At 32.1% G+C, this 18,945-nt stretch carries 15 protein-coding genes; 2 read left to right on the plus strand and 13 right to left on the minus strand.

The genetic code is table 11. The annotated features are described in order from the left end of the window. Positions 1 to 159 precede the first annotated feature (159 nt). From DP68_RS10000 to DP68_RS10025, 6 genes are all read right to left on the minus strand, one after another. Positions 160 to 732 (minus strand): hypothetical protein, encoded by a 573-nt coding sequence (locus tag DP68_RS10000; RefSeq protein WP_035309050.1) that lies wholly within the window; start codon positions 730 to 732, stop codon positions 160 to 162. A 133-nt stretch (positions 733 to 865) separates the two neighbouring features. Beyond that, positions 866 to 2,074, minus strand: a complete 1,209-nt coding sequence (locus DP68_RS10005; protein WP_035309051.1) for an ABC transporter permease — start codon at positions 2,072 to 2,074, stop codon at positions 866 to 868. A gap of 23 nt (positions 2,075 to 2,097) precedes the next feature. Beyond that, positions 2,098 to 2,790 (minus strand): ABC transporter ATP-binding protein, encoded by a 693-nt coding sequence (locus DP68_RS10010; RefSeq protein WP_035309367.1) that lies wholly within the window; start codon positions 2,788 to 2,790, stop codon positions 2,098 to 2,100. A 14-nt stretch (positions 2,791 to 2,804) separates the two neighbouring features. Next, on the minus strand, positions 2,805 to 3,974 hold the full coding sequence (locus tag DP68_RS10015; protein ID WP_035309053.1) for an HlyD family efflux transporter periplasmic adaptor subunit: 1,170 nt from the start codon (positions 3,972 to 3,974) through the stop codon (positions 2,805 to 2,807). A 130-nt stretch (positions 3,975 to 4,104) separates the two neighbouring features. Next, on the minus strand, positions 4,105 to 5,268 hold the full coding sequence (locus DP68_RS10020) for a M20 family metallopeptidase (RefSeq protein ID WP_035309055.1): 1,164 nt from the start codon (positions 5,266 to 5,268) through the stop codon (positions 4,105 to 4,107). Positions 5,269 to 5,370: 102 nt separating this feature from the next. Further along, a complete protein-coding gene (locus tag DP68_RS10025) occupies positions 5,371 to 6,654 on the minus strand; it encodes an L-serine ammonia-lyase, iron-sulfur-dependent, subunit alpha (RefSeq protein WP_035309057.1) in 1,284 nt (427 codons plus the stop codon). 299 nt (positions 6,655 to 6,953) lie between these two features. Here DP68_RS10025 and DP68_RS10030 point away from each other — a divergent pair, with 299 nt between their 5' ends. Next, complete coding sequence (locus DP68_RS10030) at positions 6,954 to 8,696, plus strand: sigma 54-interacting transcriptional regulator (protein WP_035309059.1); 1,743 nt, start codon at positions 6,954 to 6,956, stop codon at positions 8,694 to 8,696. Positions 8,697 to 8,763: 67 nt separating this feature from the next. Here the strand turns inward: DP68_RS10030 and DP68_RS10035 are convergent, their stop codons facing one another. The 4 genes from DP68_RS10035 to DP68_RS10050 form a co-directional block, all read right to left on the minus strand. Next, positions 8,764 to 9,636: a pyridoxamine kinase gene (locus tag DP68_RS10035; protein ID WP_035309060.1), complete on the minus strand. Its 873-nt coding sequence runs from the start codon at positions 9,634 to 9,636 to the stop codon at positions 8,764 to 8,766. Positions 9,637 to 9,649: 13 nt separating this feature from the next. Beyond that, positions 9,650 to 10,576: a radical SAM protein gene (locus DP68_RS10040; RefSeq protein WP_035309061.1), complete on the minus strand. Its 927-nt coding sequence runs from the start codon at positions 10,574 to 10,576 to the stop codon at positions 9,650 to 9,652. Positions 10,577 to 10,803: 227 nt separating this feature from the next. Further along, positions 10,804 to 12,264, minus strand: a complete 1,461-nt coding sequence (locus DP68_RS18935) for a cell wall-binding repeat-containing protein (protein WP_052085740.1) — start codon at positions 12,262 to 12,264, stop codon at positions 10,804 to 10,806. A 148-nt stretch (positions 12,265 to 12,412) separates the two neighbouring features. Next, positions 12,413 to 13,402, minus strand: coding sequence for a cell wall-binding repeat-containing protein (locus tag DP68_RS10050; protein WP_052085741.1), 990 nt, complete (start codon positions 13,400 to 13,402; stop codon positions 12,413 to 12,415). A gap of 274 nt (positions 13,403 to 13,676) precedes the next feature. On the opposite strand from DP68_RS10050, the gene DP68_RS10055 reads away from it, so the two are divergent. Continuing rightward, entirely contained in the window at positions 13,677 to 14,402 is a 726-nt protein-coding gene (locus tag DP68_RS10055) for a DUF1287 domain-containing protein (RefSeq protein ID WP_035309064.1), read from the plus strand. A gap of 51 nt (positions 14,403 to 14,453) precedes the next feature. On the opposite strand, the gene DP68_RS10060 is transcribed toward DP68_RS10055, so the two are convergent. From DP68_RS10060 to DP68_RS10070, 3 genes are all read right to left on the minus strand, one after another. Continuing rightward, positions 14,454 to 16,061, minus strand: coding sequence for a CTP synthase (locus DP68_RS10060; protein ID WP_035309066.1), 1,608 nt, complete (start codon positions 16,059 to 16,061; stop codon positions 14,454 to 14,456). 435 nt (positions 16,062 to 16,496) lie between these two features. Next, entirely contained in the window at positions 16,497 to 17,231 is a 735-nt protein-coding gene (locus tag DP68_RS10065; RefSeq protein WP_052085742.1) for a nucleoside phosphorylase, read from the minus strand. Between the two features lie 3 nt (positions 17,232 to 17,234). Beyond that, complete coding sequence (locus DP68_RS10070) at positions 17,235 to 18,944, minus strand: adenine deaminase C-terminal domain-containing protein (RefSeq protein WP_035309068.1); 1,710 nt, start codon at positions 18,942 to 18,944, stop codon at positions 17,235 to 17,237. Position 18,945: the final 1 nt, after the last annotated feature.

Genomic DNA, 18,945 nt, shown 5'->3' on the forward strand with positions numbered 1-18,945 from the left:
ACAAGATATTTTTATATATTTTTAATACAATTAATTTTTACTATTTTCAAGCTATATTAAATTCACTTATGATTTTATAAATTTATTTACCTGAATTTTTCTACAAAGCCATGCCTATAAATAATTAAGGCAATGCCATTTAAAGCATTGCCTTAGGAATTATGATAATTTTTCAATTTTTGATTTTAATCTACTATTGGACTGCTCCATTGAATTAATTATTTTATCAAAACTAGATTTTACTTGTTTTTCATCCTTTGAATCCACAGCCTTTTCAAAATCTTTCCACATAGCTTTCTTTTCTTCTCTCATCTTATCATGCTCTTTTTTCATTTCTTCTCGTTTTTCTTTATTTTCTTCTTTGCAGTCTTTTTTATTTTCTGCATTATCTTTTACCATATTTTCTTCCTTGTGCTTTTTAATTAACGGCTTAAATTGCTCCATTAATTCTTTTCTTTCCTTTATAGTCTTATCCCATTGTGCCTTTGTCCCTGGAACTATTTCATCTGCTTTTTCTACAAGCTTAGATTGTTTTTCTAATTTTTTGTTTATTTTTTCTTCTCTCTTTTCAAACTCTTCTTTCTTATCTTGTTTCTTATCTTTCTTTTGACTTTCTATTATATTATTGGGTGACTTTTGTTCATTTGAAGGCGTTGGTTTAGCCAAAACGGCTGAAGGCATCATAGATGCTGCAATAGTTAATGCAACTATAAACTTCTTAGATTTCAACATAATACATTCTCCTTTCTGTGTCATTTGTAAAACTCTTTCATGTTATTATAAGTTTACATACTTTGATTTTATGGTATGTTCTTTATTAGTATTGGGAAAAAAGGCGATATAAATTCAGTAAATAATTTCCATTTTACTCATATCTCAATGCATCTATAGGATCCATTTGGGCTGCTTTTTTTGCAGGGTATATTCCAAAAAAAATACCCACTGCCGAAGAAAACAATATTGTACTAGCTACAACTACCCAGGATACTTCTGGTACGATATTTGCAAAGGAACCTATTATATTTGCACCTATTACGCCCAAAAGCATTCCTATTATTCCTCCCACAACTGAAATTATCACAGATTCTGTTAAGAATTGAAGCAAGATTGTACCTGTGGTTGCACCTATTGCCTTCCTTATACCTATTTCTCTAGTTCTTTCAGTAACTGATACAAGCATAATATTCATAACGCCTATACCTCCAACCATGAGAGAAATAGCAGCTACCGCACCTATAAATGCAGTAAATATTCCTATTACCTTATTTATTTGTTCTAATTGTTTCATAAGTGCTTCTGCTTTATATATGTCTCTTCCTTTATTATTATGTCTGCTTTCAAGCATATTTAGAACACTATTTCCAGCTGTTTCACTTAGCTCCTTAGAAGTTGCACTTATAAGTATTGAATCTATTAAATTATCACTTCCATACAATTCTTGTACAAGTGTTACTGGTACCATAACCATAGCAGGTATATTTTCATCATCTCCTCCAAACATCTCCATTTCACTTTTTATAACCCCTATGATTAAAGCTTGCTTAGGAGAATTTTTAGGGCCAACCTTTATTGTTTTGCCAACCACATCTTCATATCCAAAAAGCTTTCTAGCCGCTATTTCATCTACTACAATTACAGACTTTCCTTCTATGTGCTCTCTTTCACTAAAAAACCTACCATATACTATTTCTAAGTTTCTAACATACTGTAATTCTTCATTGCCTCCGGTAATATATGCCCTCTTAGACTCTTTATCTGATGTTATTACTCCCTGCTTTTGTAATGTAGGAGTTATATATTTTACAGAAGATATTTTATCTCTGATTTGATCTATGTCTTCCATAGTTATATAATCACTTTTATTTGCCTTTTGAACATCAACTCTTATGCTTACAGATGTAGAACCTATCTTTTCAAATTCTCCTGTAATGGTACTTTGACCACCCTGCCCTAAAGAAACTATTGTAATTACGGAACTTATACCAATTATTATACCGAGCATTGTTAAAAGTGACCTTAACTTATTAGCCCTTATGCTATCTAAAGCTATTTTAAAGTTTTCAAAAAAACTCATTTTATTCTCTCCTCAAATGACGCTCACACTATAAGCCTATTTTTTACAGCTTCATCAGATACTATTTCCCCATCTCTAAATCTTACAATTCTTTTTGTATATTTAGCTACATCTGGCTCATGGGTGACCATTATTATGGTAGACCCTTCATTGTTTAAATCTTGAAATATTTTAAGTATCTCAAAGGTAGACTTGCTATCTAAATTCCCCGTAGGTTCATCTGCCATAATAACAGAAGGATTATTAACTATTGCCCTTGCTATTGCCACTCTTTGCTTTTGCCCTCCTGATATTTCAGTAGGTTTATGTGTAATTCTATCAGATAGTCCAACCCTTTCTAATGCATCAAGTGCCTTTTCTATTCTTTCTTTTTTAGAAATTCCTGCATACACCATTGGTAGTTCTACATTTTCAAGTATTGTCATACGCGGAAGAAGATTAAAGGCCTGAAACACAAATCCTATTTCTGTATTTCTTATTTTAGCAAGTTCATTATCTTCTAAATCAGATATATTTTTATTATTTAATATATACATACCACTATCCATTTTATCAAGGCACCCTAAAATATTCATAAAAGTGGACTTACCAGAACCCGAAGGCCCCATAATGGATGTAAATTCTCCCTTATCTATACTTAAATTTATTCCCTTTAAAGCTGTAAATTTAAGCGCTCCTGTATCATAGGTTTTATAGACATCCTTTACTTCAATTATCATATCGTTTCTCCTTATACTACCCTAACCTTAGTTCCAGTTTTAAAATTTCCAGATGGATTTAATACAACCTTTTCCCCTTGAGCTAATCCTGATTTTATTTCAGCTTCCATATCTGACTGAAGCCCTAGTACTACTTCCTTTTCACTTAACACTTCATTTTCAACTACATACACAAAGTTTTTCCCACTTTTATCTGTTCTTATAGCCTCTGTTGGTATCTTTAATACCTTTTTTACTTCTCCAAGCAGTATATCTACATCTGCATCAAAATCTATCTTTAAATCTTGTGGATTTCCTAGAATATCTATATCACAATCCAAAGTTTTATCCACTGCATCTGCTACGCCTACCCCCATAACATTTTGCCCCTTGCTTGCTGAAGGACTTATAAAAGAAACCTTACCCTCATATATTTTATCTCCATTTTTAATTATTGCACCTTGACCCAACTTAACCTTGAGTACATCGTATTTCCCTAAAGAAACCACTGCCTTTAGTGATTTTATATTCTCAAGAGCTGCTGCAGGTTGTGTTGGATTCCCCATGGAACCTTGCGATGCATTTAATGAAGTTATAACCCCATCAAAATCAGCTATTATTCCTTCTGAAGCAATGCTTAGCTTACTATATGCTGTATTAAGTGAAGTTTTAGCTAATGCAACTGAGTTATCTAAAAGCTGAAGCTGCTCATCAGATATGCTTTTAAAAGAATCCCTTTGCTGCTTAAGTGTTCCTAAAGTAATTTGATCCTGTGGATTTTTACTTTCCTCTAGTCTTTCAATTTCCACTTCTATATCTTTACGCTTGCTCTCCACCATCTCTCTTTGATTAACTGCATCTCTCTTTTGCAAAATAGCATTGTCATATTGAATTTGTGCCTGCCTAACTTGCGCATTTATGTCTGTTATATCATAATCTAAAATTTTATCTCCCTTTTTTAAATCGCTCCCTACTTTAACATAGACTTTATTTATTTTAAGTTGAGCTGCATAATAATCCTTGCTTTCTTTTGATTTAATTACTGCAGTAGTTGACAAATAAGACTTTATATCTCCCCGACTTATTGTAGCCACTTTCACTTCCTTAATCTTTGATTTTGCAATTCTCTGTCCTTGAAAATATATTCCGCCAACTAATAAAATTCCTATAATTAATAAAATAATTGCAGTTTTCTTTTTCATATTATTTCTCTCCTATATCAACTCTGCATTTTGAAAATTTTATAATATAGTATTTGAAATAATAATAAAATTAATACCAATAAAAAAAAGTTGCAAAGCAACTTTTCAGGTAATAGTTTAAAGCTAAAAATCAATCTTCTAAGAAGTCCACTGCAAACTGTGCATACAGTGCCGCTCCTCTTTTTAAAACATCTTCATCTACCGTAAATTTATCACTATGGTTAGAATATATTGCTCCTATAGCTTCGTTTTTACATCCTAAAAATCCATATACTCCAGGAACTACATCCATGAAGTATGCAAAATCTTCTGACCCCATAAGTCTATCCATTGAAACTAAGCTTTCTTCTCCATATAATTTTATTGATGCTTTCTTTGCTATTTCAGCAAGTTTTTCATCATTTATCACTGGGGATGGATAATATGAATATTCAAATTCCACTTCTGCATTTAAGGCCTTAGCTGTGTTTTCTATTATATTTCTTAAGTCCTTTTCTAAATATCCTCTAAGCTCCTTTGAAAAAGTTCTTATAGTTCCTTCCATTTCAACTTTATCTGCAATTATATTAAATCTATTTCCACCATGTATAGTTCCTATACTTATAACAAGAGGATTCAATGGATTGTTTTTTCTGCTCACATAAGTTTGAAGATTCATTATTATTGAAGCTGCTGCAACTACTGCATCTTCCCCTAAATGTGGTGCAGAACCATGGGCTGCCTTCCCCCTTACAGTTATTTTAAAATTATCACAGGAAGCCATGCGGCCACCTGGCTCAAAGTTTATCTTAGGCGCATCTAATGTCCCCCATATGTGCATTCCAAATATAGCATCCACTCCTTCAAGAATTCCCTGCTCTACATAGTACTCTGCTGCATGGCAGGTTTCTTCTGCTGCTTGAAATATAAACTTTATATTTCCATTTAACTCTTCTTTAATTTCCGCAAGTATTTTTACAGCTCCTAAAAGCATGGCAGTATGACAATCATGACCGCAAGCATGCATATTTTTGTTAGTAGATTTAAAAGGTAACTCTGTATGTTCTTCTATGGGAAGTGCATCTATATCTGCTCTTAGAGCTATGGTTTTTCCAGATTTCCCACCTTCTAAGTACGCCACTACTCCAGTCTTACCCTCAAACCTTTCAGTTTTCAATCCAATATTCCTTAATTCTTTTTCAATTTTATCAGTTGTCCATTCTTCCTCCCAGCTTAATTCTGGATGCTGGTGAAATTCTCTTCTCATGCTTATAATATAATCATTATACTTTTCTGATAACGCTTTAATATCCATAAAAAATCTCCCTTCCAATAAATAAAATCCCTACTCTTTATTTATATTAAATGTAGGGATTAATTTATCCATCATATTGGATTATTTATATATTTTTTATTATTAAATGCACTTTTTAACCATAACATCTAATATAACACTATCAGTATGATCCATACCTTCATTAGAAACCCTGCCTAAATTTTGTATGGTTTTTTCTACTGATTCATCTAATATACCATTATTTGACGGTATAACTACATCATTAAGGGCAAGTTCGCTAGCATCTAAGGCAGAAGCTACGGATATAGCAAGCTTATAAGCACACCCTATCTTTGCTCCATCACATATCATTCCTGTAAGACCTGCAATCATGTTACTTATAGCACCCTCTATTTGTCTTGTGTTACCTCCTAAAAGATAAGTAAGTCCAGCACTAGATCCTACACCTGCTGCTACTCCACATCCGCATACTGGAGTTAAAGAACCTGTATAGCTTTTTACAAATATAGTAACTAAATGACTTAATGCAACTGCTCTTATTATTTTCTCTTCTTCTATTCCTTTTTCCTGCCCTATAAATGCAATTGGAAGTATTGCTACAAGTCCGTGATTTCCTGAGCCTGCACTACTCATTACAGGAAGTGGATATCCAGACATTCTAGCTTCAGATGCCGCTGCTGTTAGTGCCTTTGCCTTATTTTCTACTCCTTCTAATTTACTATAAAACTTTGCAATACCAATTCCACTTTCTCCTTTAAGTCCAACATTCCCCATTGCCATGTTCATTTGAATTCCATCATCTATAAATTTTATTTTTTCATAATCTATTTCATTAACAAACATAATCAAATCTGAAATTGTAAATTCTCTTATTCTATCTCTTAAATTTGAAGCATCTTCCTTCTTTTCTTCATTATTAGCTAAAACTTCTTCTTTTTCAAATAATATCTCTTCATTTCTTGATACACTTACTAAATTCAAATGAGTATTTCTAATCTTTGATATGGATATATTTCCTATTCCCTTTGCTATAACTTCTATATATAATCCTGAAATGTCATCTTTAAGATTTAATTTTATTATCTTTTCATTAACTATCTTAAATGCTTTTTGTATATCTTCCTCAGATATTCCTTTAAGCGCTTCCAATTTATATTCAGATTTTCCCATTACTAGTGAAAGTGCTGCCGCAAATATAATTCCCTTTTCCTTCGTTCCCGGTATTCCAACTTCCATACCATTTTTTAATATATTTTTATCTACTATAATTTCTAAAGATTTAACTTCCTCGTGAAGCGCTTCTTTAGCTACTGCCACAGCATAAGCCACCGCTCCTGGTTCTGTACATCCTAGAGCTGGTGTTACTTGATTTTTTAATATATTTAATAATAATTCCTCATTCATAAAATTTCCTCCCTTTATTTCTATCACTATTTATTCTTATCAATATTTATAAGCAATAACCATGCCAATAGCTAAAGTGCCTTCTTTTTATACTTTATTTTAAATTTTCTTTTTATAATTCTCATATTTGATAAATATAAGTATGTAAACGTATAAACACTTGTGTTTATTCCTTATTTAAGGTATTATCAGAAATGAGAACTATATTATCATTTGTGATAATATAGTTCTATTATAGTTTAGTAAATTTTTTTCGATATTTTAATTATACTTGGAGTAAAATAAAGAGGAGATATATTATGTTAAATACCTTTCAAAAGGATCTGCAAGAAATTTGCGAAACCACTAAAGCCATAACTGGAATAGATATAACAATTGTAGATAAAAATCTTCAAAGAATATGCGGAACTGGGGAATTTAAAGAAAAAATAGGTGGATTTATTCCCCAAAATTCTGTTTACCATAAATCTCTTGAAACAGGAAAGAACTTTTTTATTACAGACCCTACTAAAGATTCCTTATGCCAAGGGTGCTATGCTCAGGATACCTGCAAAGAACAAGCTGAACTCTGCATGCCTATAGTAGTTGATGAAAATATAGTTGGGATACTGGGAATGAGTATTTTCAACCACGATATAAAAGGTCTATTTGTAGATAAAAAAGATGATTATGAAGCCTTTGAAAATAGACTTAGCAATCTAATAGCCTCTAAAATACACGAAAGACTTTTAGGAAGTATGGCTGAATATAAGTTATCTGAATTCAATACTTTAATAGATTCTATAAAAAACGAAGGGGTTATCACTATAAACAATGATGGGCAAATAATAACGGTAAATAAATACCTGAAAGAAAAATACTTAGATACCTTAAAAAATTCATCCGACATAAACTCTTTACTCTCTAAAAGCGCCATAAAAAGTTTAAAAGAAATAAATTTTAATGGTGAAATAGGCCCATTATCTATAGGCAAAAATTACTTTATAATAAACTCTTCTCCTATACTTGTAAAAGATAAACGTGAAGGAGCCGTATTGTTATTTTCAGACTTTAATAAAATGCAGAAATCCGTTTTTAAAGTAACTGAAAACCCAAATATAACTACCTTTGAAGATATACTTGGAGAAAGCGAAATCCTACTTAAAGCAAAGCTTCAAGCTATGCAAGTTGCTGAAAGTGATGTATCCGTACTTCTTTTAGGAGAAAGTGGTACTGGAAAAGAAGTTTTTGCAAGAGCTATTCACTGCTCTAGTAAACGTCGTGAAGATATATTTATGCCTATAAATTGTGGAGCAATTCCTGAATCTTTAATTGAAAGTGAACTTTTCGGATATGAAAAAGGCTCATTTACTGGCGGAAATCTTCAAGGAAAGCTGGGAAAGTTTGAAATAGCTAAAAATGGCACAGTATTTCTAGACGAGCTTGGCGATCTTCCTCAAGATTCTCAAGTAAAGCTTTTGAGAGTACTTGAAGAAAAGGAAATAATGAGAGTTGGCGGTCTTAAGACTATAAAAGTAAATCCAAGGATAATATCTGCCACAAATAAGGACTTACATAAGTTGGTAAGCGAAGATATCTTTAGAGAAGATTTATTTTATAGAATAAATGTAATTCCTATAAGAATACCTCCCCTACGTGAAAGAGGTTACGATATAATACTTTTGGCTAGATACTTTTTAAAGAAGTTTTGTACCATTTATGAAAAAGATATTAAAGGCTTTACAAATGAATGCGAGAAAGCCCTACTTTCATACTCTTTCCCAGGAAATATACGAGAGCTTAAAAACCTCATAGAATATGGAGTTAATTTTGCCACCGGTAGTAATATATCTTTAGATGTGTTGGGCGCAAAACTCAAAAATGGGAACATAAAAGTTGCTGAATCTTCCATGGATTTAAACCATATGGTAAAGGACTATCAAAAGGCATTGGTTTTAAATGCCCTAAATATTTATGGAAATGACCTAAACGGAAAAAAAGCCGCTGCAAAAGCCTTAGGCATAAGTATGGCAACACTTTATAGAATAATTAATGGCCAATAAATAATAGTTAAGGGAGAAATTCAATTTACTCTGAATTTCCCCCTTAATATTATTACCTGTTTTCTTACTACAGTAATTGATAACTATTCATATATACTGGCATATTAAGATTATTAAGTACATTTTCTAGAAGTACTCCTTCTCTTTCTGGATAATCAAATCCATAACTTGCCTTTATTGCCGAATTTACAAATTGAACCGCCCTATCTATGGCTACAGGAATGCTTTCTCCATTTAAAAGACTTCCTACTATAACACTACTAAATATATCTCCTGTTCCTGGATAATGTGCAGGTATAAAAGCACAGCTAACTTTCCAATACTTATCATGCCTTTTGTCATAAGCAATTACACTTGTGAACTTTTCATCCTTATCTTCAGGCATACTTGTTCCTATAACTACTTCCGGACCCATATCAGACAATTCTTTTAACCATAACTTTAGTTCTTCTGTACTTATATTTCTATTATACTCCTTGTCTAAAAGCAGCGCCATTTCAGTAAAATTGGGAGTTATTATTTGTGCCTTTTTAATAAGTTGTCTCATGTTTTTTACCATTTCATCATTCATGGTGCTGTACAATTCTCCATTGTCAGCAAGTACTGGGTCAACTACTACTAATGTATCCTGTTTCTTAAATTTATCTATAAATTCTTCTACAATTTCTATTTGCCTATTAGAGCCTAAAAAACCACTGTATATTGAGTCAAATTCTAAATTTAGATCCTTCCAGTGTTTTATATATGCCTCCATGGTATCTGTTAAATCTACAAAAGTATAATTATCAAATCCTCCAGTATGGGTAGACAATATAGCTGTAGGAAGGGGACATACTTGAATTCTCATAGTAGACAATATAGGTATTATTGCTGTAAGAGAGGTCTTACCAAAACCAGACATATCATGAATAGCTGCTACTCTTTTAATATGTTTTTCCATAGTATCCCGTCCTTTATATTAATCTAAAAGTTTTATAACCCTTATAATTAACTACTTCTACCTTACTATCTTCTTCTAATCCTTTTACTATATCATCTATATTTTCAGCATTTCTATCAGTTAAAAAGCTAATAATCTCATGCTGATTCATTGGATGTCTTTTTATTATATCAAGTATAGCCTTATAACTATCCTTTTCTTCACTATAAAAACTTCCTTCAGTTAAGGTATCTATCGCAATTCCTTCAAGTATCTCTGAAGCTTTTATCATTGTATCCTTAGATACTTGACCTGCATATCCTTCTGCTGGAGGTCTTACAGGGGTGTTTATATATAATCTATCATACCTTAAACCTTTTAAAAGCTCTCTTAATTTTTTAAGACTTTCTTCACTATCATTAAATCCCTTCACGAGCATAACTTCTACCCACAATTGCCCCTTGTATTCTCTGCAAAATTTAGCCAATCCCTCATATATATTTTTAAAGTTAATTTTTTTAATTGGCCTATTTACCTTTATAAATTCTTCCTCGTCGCACGCATCAAAGGTAGGAAGTACTATATCTGCTTTCATTAAGTCTAGTCTAACCTCTTCCAAGTCAAAAAGTCCTCCATTTGCAATAACTGCTACAGGTTTCTCAGTTAAGGCTTTAAGCTTATCAATAAGCTCTCCAAGTCTTGAATAGAGAGTAGGTTCTCCTTCTCCTACCACTGTTACCACATCAAAATTATCATTGCTTTTTATGTACTCTTTAAATTCTTCTACTATACCTTCAAGAGGGAAATATTCGCGTCTTTCATTGGTCATTTTGTCCGTTCTACCTAATTGACAATATATACAGGAATAGTTGCAAGTTTTTTTAGGTATAGGGCTTACTCCTAAGGATAATCCCATTCTTCTAGATGGTATAGGTCCAAATATATATTTATATTCTTTCATTATTTTAACCCCCATGCTTCATGAATTAGTTTTATATTAAAGTAATTTTATTTTATTATTTCATACTTCTATAAATATGGCAATTGTATCGATACTTATAATTGGATAAAAAAACAACAAGAATACCGAAATATTCTTGTTGTCTTTAAAAAGTGTTTTATTTATAGGAATTTAAGTTAAACATATTTTAAATTAAATTCAACCGGTGCATCCATAAAGTTTCATCATTATCTAGCTACACCGCCAACTTCTGATAATTCCTCATAGTAATCCACCACAACCTTACCATTTTCAAATTTAAGCACTGCTTTTGTAGACGGATACTGTTCATCATACTCCGAGTAACCTGACCAAGTAATATATAATTTATTTCCTTGTACTTTTTTATCAACTATTTTGGATTTTGAAAGCTCAAAGGCTAATCCTGGCTGACCAATTACTATATAGTACTTACCATTTACTTTTTCGTAATACAAACTATTTATCAATTTATTACTGTATTCCTTAGAAAAATTCTCACTAAGTAATTTTAAAAGTCCTTCTCTAGTAGAATACTCATCTTTAAGTTCATGATAGTAAGTATCATTTATTATCACTTCGTCACCATGTTTTAAAATATCCTTATTGAGCCCCACCGCAGAATTTATTATAAAATCCCATCCATTTTCCACATAGTTTCTTATTTCACTTTCACTTAAAGAAGCTAATATTTCTTGTGGTCTTGCTTTTTCCCCTATAGCATAGCTATATGCGTCTTCACTTATACTGCTTAGTCCGCCTAATATAGTTATTTCTTTTAATCCATCATTATTTCCCTTTAAAAAATTATCTGTGGCTTTGCCTGGATTATCATTTAAAAGTACTAATGGAGTTTTATTTATAGCCGCAAGCATTGAACCTGAAAGAGCATCTGGAAAATTTTCTCCTGAAGCCACTATAGATTTAGATAAATCTAGTTCATCTCTAAAGTGATTTATTATATTTATATTAGTTTCATATCTAGTATTCCCATATAATCTTTCTACATTTGGAAGTTTATTTTTAACAGCATCCGTTATTACACCAGGACCACCTATTAAGTATACCTTATCTACATTATGATTTTTTATGAATTCCTCTGTTTCCTTAGGAATATCATTTTTATTTACTAAAAGTATAGGCATTGATTTCATAGCTGCAATAGGAGCTATAGATAATGCATCTGCAAATAACGAACTGGTTGTAACTACTACTTCATAGCTTTCATCCATTTTTTCTGCTATTTTTACTGAGGTTCCATACCTAGTTGTTCCACTAATTCTTTCCACTTCTATGTTTAAAGCCTTTATTTCATCCTCTACCTTTTTGCTAACTGACCCATTTCCACCTATTATAAACACCTTTTTTACGTTGAGCTTAATAAGCCTTTCTTTAACATTAGAACTTAACTCATTCTTACTTGTAAGCAATATCGGTGCATTATACCTCTTTGCTAAAGGAGAAGTACAAAGTGCATCTGGGAAATTTTCTCCTGATACTATAAATGCAACCTCAGCATTATTTGCAAATTCGCTATCGCATATCTTTGCTGAAGTCTCATATCTATCCGATCCAAAAATTCTTTCCTTATTAACATTTGAAGCTAAAACTGCTGAGGTCAAAGAAAGGCTTAAGGCTAAAGTTAATGTACATATTGCTTTTTTATTCATATAGATTCCCCCTAAATTTTTTCAGTAGTATCTATATGAATTTATGTCCAGTTTGTCTTTAAATATACCAAACAAATTTCATCAAATTAATTTATATCCTAATAAAAAACTTATATATTTATATAAATATATAAGTTTTTTGTCTACACTACTTTACTTCTTCCACTGGCCTTTCTTTATCACCCCATACATAATCAAGGGCATTTTGGCTTAATACAGCAGTTCCACCTAATACAAGAGTATCTTTTATATTTTCTTTATTCTGACTAATAAACTCATCAGTAAGACTGCCTGGTTTTTCACTTAAAAGCATTAATGGTGCTTTATTTACCGCTGCAAGTATTGAACCTGAAAGAGCATCTGGAAAATTTGCTCCTGAAGCAATTACAAGTTTTGATAATTCTAATTCTTCCTTGAAATTATTTATTACATTTATATTTGTTTCATATCTTGTATTTCCATATAATCTTGTAGCATTAGGCAGTTGCCCCTTTACATTGTCACTTATTACTCCAGGCCCACCTATTAAGTACACCTTGCTTATATCATGGTTTTTAATAAAATCAGTCGTTTCCTTAGGTATCTCATTCTTGTCCACCAATAATATAGGCATAGATTTCATTGCAGCAATAGGAGCAATGGATAATGCATCTGCAAAAGCAGAACTCGTTGTCACTACTATTTCATTACTTGCACTCATGTTTCCTGCTATTTTAGCTGAAGTTGCATATCTATTAAGTCCATATATTCTTTCAGTATACATGCCTAAAGCTTGCATCTCTTCTACAACATCCTCAGATATAACTCCAGTTCCCCCTACTACAAAAACCTTTTTAGCATTAAGACTTTGAAGCCTTTCTTTAACTTTAGGATCAAGCCTATTTTTCCCACTCAAAAGTATTGGCGCATTATACTTTTTAGCTAAAGGTGCCGTACATAATGCATCTGGGAAGTTTTCCCCTGATACTATAAAAACAACTTCACTACCCTTTGTAAATCCCTTTTCACTTATAGCAGCTGAAGTCTCGTATCTATTTAGGCCAAAAATTCTGTCTGCATTCACAGTAGCTGCTGCTACTATAGAAGATATTGAAAAACTTAATGTTAAAGCTAATGCACATATTCCCTTTTTATTCATGTGTATTCCCGTCCTTTACTCATTTTATTCTATTACTTAATCTATTCTCTTTATACTATAAAATTCCTTGTAGTATTTGTAAAGGGATTTAAAAAAATCAAGAATATTTTCAGTCTTTGTATCGTAATCACTATATGGTAAAATGTTCATGAGAAACAACTTTCACAGTATAATAAGTCAAAATAAATATTAAGCTTTATGGCCAAAAGGGTACAGAGATATATACTGCAAACTAGAAAACTATATCCGTAATTTAGTTAAAGGAGGTGCCAGTATGAAAAAGAAATTACTTGTTATATCCCTGTTATTAATTAGTGCTTTTATGACCTTTTGCTATAAGAATTCCATTTCATATAATGATATTAAAAACAATATAGCTCAGTATCAAAAACCTAAAATCAAATATTTATTTAAAAAGCCTGTAAAAGTAGAAAAAGTGTCTGTAAATAATGACAAAGATAATGATGGAAAATTGGATTTAGAAGATATAGTAGAAGGCGCAAGACTTGATGCTAAAAACAAACCTATATATAAAAGTGTTTATTATCAAGGTGGTTATCCTCCAAGTACTGAAGGAGTATGCACCGATGTAGTATGGAGGGCACTTGAAAATGCTGGGTATAACTTAAAGGATATGGTGGATGAGGATATTAAAAACAATATGACCCTATATCCTCGAGTAGAAGGAAAGCCAGACCCTAATATTGATTTTAGGCGCGTCCCTAATTTACATATATTTTTTACAAGACATGCTGAAAGTTTGACTATAGAACTTACGCCTGGGGATGTTGAAAATTTAAAACAGTGGCAGGGTGGGGATATTATAACCTTTGATAATCCTCAGCATATTGCCATAGTTTCAGATAAAAGAAGAAAGGACGGCGTCCCCTTTATAATCCATAATTCAAGTCCTTACACTGCTGAAGCTGATGTTTTAGATTATTGGTATCCCAAAATAACTGGCCACTTCAGATATACTAAAAATATAAATAATGATTAGCATCCAAATATAGAAAGTCCCTTTAAGGGACTTTCATTTAAAATTAATAATTTATTTATTATTCAATGTTGCCTTTATAAAATCTGTAAATAACGGATGAGGCTTATTAGGTCTTGATTTAAGTTCTGGATGAAATTGAGTTGCTACAAACCAAGGATGGTCTTGAACTTCTACAATTTCAACTAGCTTTTCATCTGGACTAACCCCTGTAATTTTAAGTCCTGCATCCGTAAGAATTTTTCTATACTCATTATTAAATTCATATCTATGTCTATGTCTTTCATAAATTACTGATTTACCATATGCCCTAAATGCATTAGACTCCTCTTCAAGCTTGCAAGGATACAATCCAAGTCTCATAGTTCCACCCTTTTCGTTTACATCCTTTTGATCTGACATTAAATCAATTACTGGATGAGTAGTATTTTCGTATATTTCTGAACTATTAGCATCTGTATATCTTAATATATTTCTTGAAAATTCTATAACTGAGCATTGCATTCCAAGGCATATTCCAAGAAATGGCACCCCCTTTATTCTTGCATACTTTATAGCTTCAATTTTTCCTTCTATTCCCCTATCTCCAAAGCCTCCTGGAACCAATATTCCACTTACATCCTTTAAATAACTATCTACATTTTCAAAAGTAACATTTTCTGCATTGACCCATTTAATATTCACTTTAGAATTATTAGCAAAGCCTCCATGGCTTAAAGCTTCTACAACTGATATATATGCATCATGAAGTTCTACATATTTGCCAACAAGAGCTATCGTTGTATTTTCTTTTAAATTCTTGATTTTATTAATCATATTTAACCACTCTTCATTATGTATCTCATTTTCGGTACAGTTTAGGTTTAATTTATCACAAACCAGTGTATCTAGTCCTTCATTATGTAGCATAATGGGAACTTCATAAAGATGCTCTGCATCTAAATTTTGAATTACCGCATTAGCATCCACATTACAAAACAAGCCTATTTTTTCTTTTACATCCTGCGAAAGTGGTTTTTCACTGCGGCATACTAGAATATCTGGCTGAATACCTATGCCCCTTAATTCTTTAACTGAATGCTGAGTTGGCTTAGTTTTAAGCTCTCCTGCCTTTCCTAAGTAAGGTATTAGCGTTACATGAATAAAACATACACTTTCACGTCCAACTTCGTACTTGATTTGTCTTATAGCTTCCAAAAAAGGTAATGATTCAATATCTCCAACGGTTCCACCTATTTCAGTTATAACCACATCTACATCTCTTTCTTTAGATATTCTATATACTCTATCCTTAAGCTCATTGGTTATATGAGGAATCACTTGAACTGTTCCACCTAAATAATCTCCACGTCTTTCTTTTTGTAGAACGGACCAATATACCCTGCCTGTTGTAACATTATTATTTTGACTTAAATTTTCATCTATAAATCTTTCATAATGTCCTAAATCTAAATCTGTTTCTGCGCCATCATCTGTAACAAAAACTTCTCCATGTTGATATGGACTCATAGTACCTGGATCTATATTTAAGTATGGATCCAGCTTTTGTATAGAAACCTTAAGCCCTCTATTCTTCAATAATCTTCCGAGTGAAGCTGCTGTTATTCCCTTCCCTAGCGAAGATACAACTCCTCCTGTTACAAATACATATTTAGTATTCATTTAAATTCCTCCCTACTTTATATTCATAGACTATTGACAAACTACAATTTTGTTATTATAATAGAAATTACCCTGTAAAATGGGTTATCTATATCATGTTTTAAAACATACTTAATATCATATCATATTTTCTCTAGCTATGCTAGGGCTTTTTGGCGTTGGTATCTTTTTGAATCATTTTATAATATTACTTTCTCCTAACAGAAAAGCATCCCATATACTGGGATGCTTTATAAATTACATTATCAAAATTATCAGTAAGTAGGGGTAGCCGGCAGACTTTCATCTAACCGGCATTGTGGGAAAGAAGATTTTTTATCTTCGTGAATATATAATTCTACACAAATTAATTTTTTCCTTCATACTTTGCAGATTTTTTTTATTTATTTTAATACTTTACAATGATATTTTAATATTATTGTAAATCACCGCTTCTTACTTCGCCAGATTTACTAAAGCTCTAACTGCTATGTTAATAATTTTCTTTTCAACTTCATTATAGAGCTTATCCTTTTCTTCTAGTGTAAGTTGATTTTTTTGAAGTATATTAGAATCAGTACCTACTATAGCACCGACCCTATAACCTCTTTTAGAACCTACAATAAACGCTGTAGCACATTCCATTTCAGATACTGCAACATCAGTGTTTGATAACTTTTCATTTAATTCAGTATCTTGCATATAATAAGCATCTCTTGTAAGGCTTGTGCCCATAAAAACTTCTTCATTTAATTCGCCAGCCGCTTCCCTAAGCGCTAATGTCACATCAAAGTTTGCAATTGCAGGGTATATTTCTGGAAGATATACCTTACTTGTTCCTTCAGCTCTTACTGCTGCATTTACTATAACAGAGCTTCCTATTTTTAAATCCTCTCTTCTTCCTCCGGCGGAGCCTACTCTAATAAAAGTATGGCATCCAATTTTTGCAAGCTCCTCCATTGCAATTGCTGTTGACGGTCCACCTATCCCTGTAGAACATACAGTAAGCCTTACTCCATCCTTTTCTCCCGTATAAACTACATATTCCCTGTTTTCTGCTATCTTTTCCATAGTATCAAAGGTTTCTGCAATCCTTCTTGCCCTACCAGGATCTCCTGGAATTAATACGTAAGGTGCTACGTCTCCTTCTTTACATCTTATATGTTTTTGCATTGTTATATCGTAACTCATGTATTATTCCTCCACTATTAAGTTTACTATTTTTCCTTCCTTAACCTTTACAAGTCCCATATCTGTTATTTTAAGCTCAGGGCTAACAGGAAGGGAATTTGTGCTTAAGGACATCACAGGATTGTAGTGATTATATCCTAAATCCTTCATAGCTTCTTTTACCTTTGAAAGCTCAAAGCCAACTTCTTCTACTGACTTTTCAGAAAGTATTCCTGCCACATTAAGTTTAACACTTGCTAGGATGCTTTCATTTTCACAAACACAGTATCCTCCCTGATTTTCTATAATAAAGTTTGCAGCACATACTATGTCTACTGGACTTTTTCCTATCACAAGTAAGTTATGATGATCATGGGCATAAGTAGTTGCAACTGCCCCCCTTTTAATTGTATCTCCTGAAGCTAATGCTAAAGTTACATTACCCGTACCCTTATGTCTCTCAAATACACCTATAAGAGCATATGGAGAACCTTCCCAATCTATATATCCATTTACTACATCTAAATAATCAAAAACTTCCCCTGTAAAAGTACTTCCATTTTTCACATTTATAATTCTGCACTTAACCCTTCCATTTTCTACATTTGCCTTTATTTTTAGATCTTCTTCATTTATCTTTTCAAGTTTAACACTGTTATAAAAATCTTTCGGAAATTTATTTTCGGAAGGTGTATATTGATATTTTTCACCTTCTTCATAAACGCATTCCCCATTTTTATATACTGAATTAATACTAAATTTCTCTACATTATCTAATATTATAAAATCTGCTATTTTACCTGGGGCAACGGCTCCTCTGTCCTTTAAATCCATTCTCAAAGCTGGGTTTAATGTACCAAAAGTTATTGCCCTTTCAGGTTTCATACCAATCTTAATTGCCTTTTTAATTATGTTGTTTAAATGGCCTTCATTTATAAAGTTATCCGCCATTACATCATCTGTTACAAAACAAAAATTATTATAAATATCATTTTCTTCAATAAACTTTATGTTTTCCTCTGTTAACGACTTATCTTGAATTTCTACAAACATACCATTTAAAAATCTGTCTTCTATAGTTTCTGGAGTGTGCTGAGTATGATCTGAATCCACTCCATTAAATATAAACTTATATAAATCTTCTCCCACAATCCTTGGGCAGTGTCCTTCGATAATAAGCTTTGGATATTTGTTTTTTATATAACTTAAAAACTTATTTATCTTACTTTCTGGATTTTTAATCACTTCAACATAATTCATAACTTCCCCAAGGCATATTACCTTAGGATTTTTTATAAGCTCTTCAAATTCTTCTATGCCAATCTCCGCTCCTGAGGTTTCTAATTCTGTCGAAGGAACAGAACTTGGAATTCCATAAAAAATATCGGCAGTGCAGTTCTCATCTCTTTTTATCATTTCCTTTATTCCAACAATTCCAAATACATTAGCTATTTCATGAGGTTCTGCAACCACTGTAGTCACACCATCTTTGATAAGCTCGTGAGAAAAAGCTTCCGGAGTTACCATTGAGCTTTCTATGTGAAGATGTATATCTATAAGGGAAGGAATTAAATACTTTCCTTCCCCTTCTATAACCCTATTAGCCCTTATATTCTTTATATCCTTCAAAGTAGTATATAAAAACTTTCCGTCCTTTATCACAACCGAAGACTTTATAAACTTTTTTGAATACACATTAAATACTTGTATATTCTTTATTATTAAATCCATCATA

This window comes from Clostridium sp. HMP27, from assembly GCF_000765165.1.
In the GTDB taxonomy this organism is placed as follows: domain Bacteria; phylum Bacillota; class Clostridia; order Clostridiales; family Clostridiaceae; genus Clostridium_AK.

What these genes read in the sequence shown, in the direction of transcription:
- DP68_RS10005 (WP_035309051.1), bottom strand. Translation starts at nt 2,074, where the DNA reads ATGAGTTTTTTTGAAAACTTTAAAATAGCTTTAGATAGCATAAGGGCT.
- DP68_RS10025 (WP_035309057.1), bottom strand. Translation starts at nt 6,654, where the DNA reads ATGAATGAGGAATTATTATTAAATATATTAAAAAATCAAGTAACACCA.
- DP68_RS10020 (WP_035309055.1), bottom strand. Translation starts at nt 5,268, where the DNA reads ATGGATATTAAAGCGTTATCAGAAAAGTATAATGATTATATTATAAGC.
- DP68_RS10035 (WP_035309060.1), bottom strand. Translation starts at nt 9,636, where the DNA reads ATGGAAAAACATATTAAAAGAGTAGCAGCTATTCATGATATGTCTGGT.
- DP68_RS10015 (WP_035309053.1), bottom strand. Translation starts at nt 3,974, where the DNA reads ATGAAAAAGAAAACTGCAATTATTTTATTAATTATAGGAATTTTATTA.
- DP68_RS10040 (WP_035309061.1), bottom strand. Translation starts at nt 10,576, where the DNA reads ATGAAAGAATATAAATATATATTTGGACCTATACCATCTAGAAGAATG.
- DP68_RS10070 (WP_035309068.1), bottom strand. Translation starts at nt 18,944, where the DNA reads ATGATGGATTTAATAATAAAGAATATACAAGTATTTAATGTGTATTCA.
- DP68_RS10065 (WP_052085742.1), bottom strand. Translation starts at nt 17,231, where the DNA reads ATGAGTTACGATATAACAATGCAAAAACATATAAGATGTAAAGAAGGA.
- DP68_RS10030 (WP_035309059.1), top strand. Translation starts at nt 6,954, where the DNA reads ATGTTAAATACCTTTCAAAAGGATCTGCAAGAAATTTGCGAAACCACT.
- DP68_RS10000 (WP_035309050.1), bottom strand. Translation starts at nt 732, where the DNA reads ATGTTGAAATCTAAGAAGTTTATAGTTGCATTAACTATTGCAGCATCT.
- DP68_RS10055 (WP_035309064.1), top strand. Translation starts at nt 13,677, where the DNA reads ATGAAAAAGAAATTACTTGTTATATCCCTGTTATTAATTAGTGCTTTT.
- DP68_RS10050 (WP_052085741.1), bottom strand. Translation starts at nt 13,402, where the DNA reads ATGAATAAAAAGGGAATATGTGCATTAGCTTTAACATTAAGTTTTTCA.
- DP68_RS10060 (WP_035309066.1), bottom strand. Translation starts at nt 16,061, where the DNA reads ATGAATACTAAATATGTATTTGTAACAGGAGGAGTTGTATCTTCGCTA.
- DP68_RS18935 (WP_052085740.1), bottom strand. Translation starts at nt 12,264, where the DNA reads ATGAATAAAAAAGCAATATGTACATTAACTTTAGCCTTAAGCCTTTCT.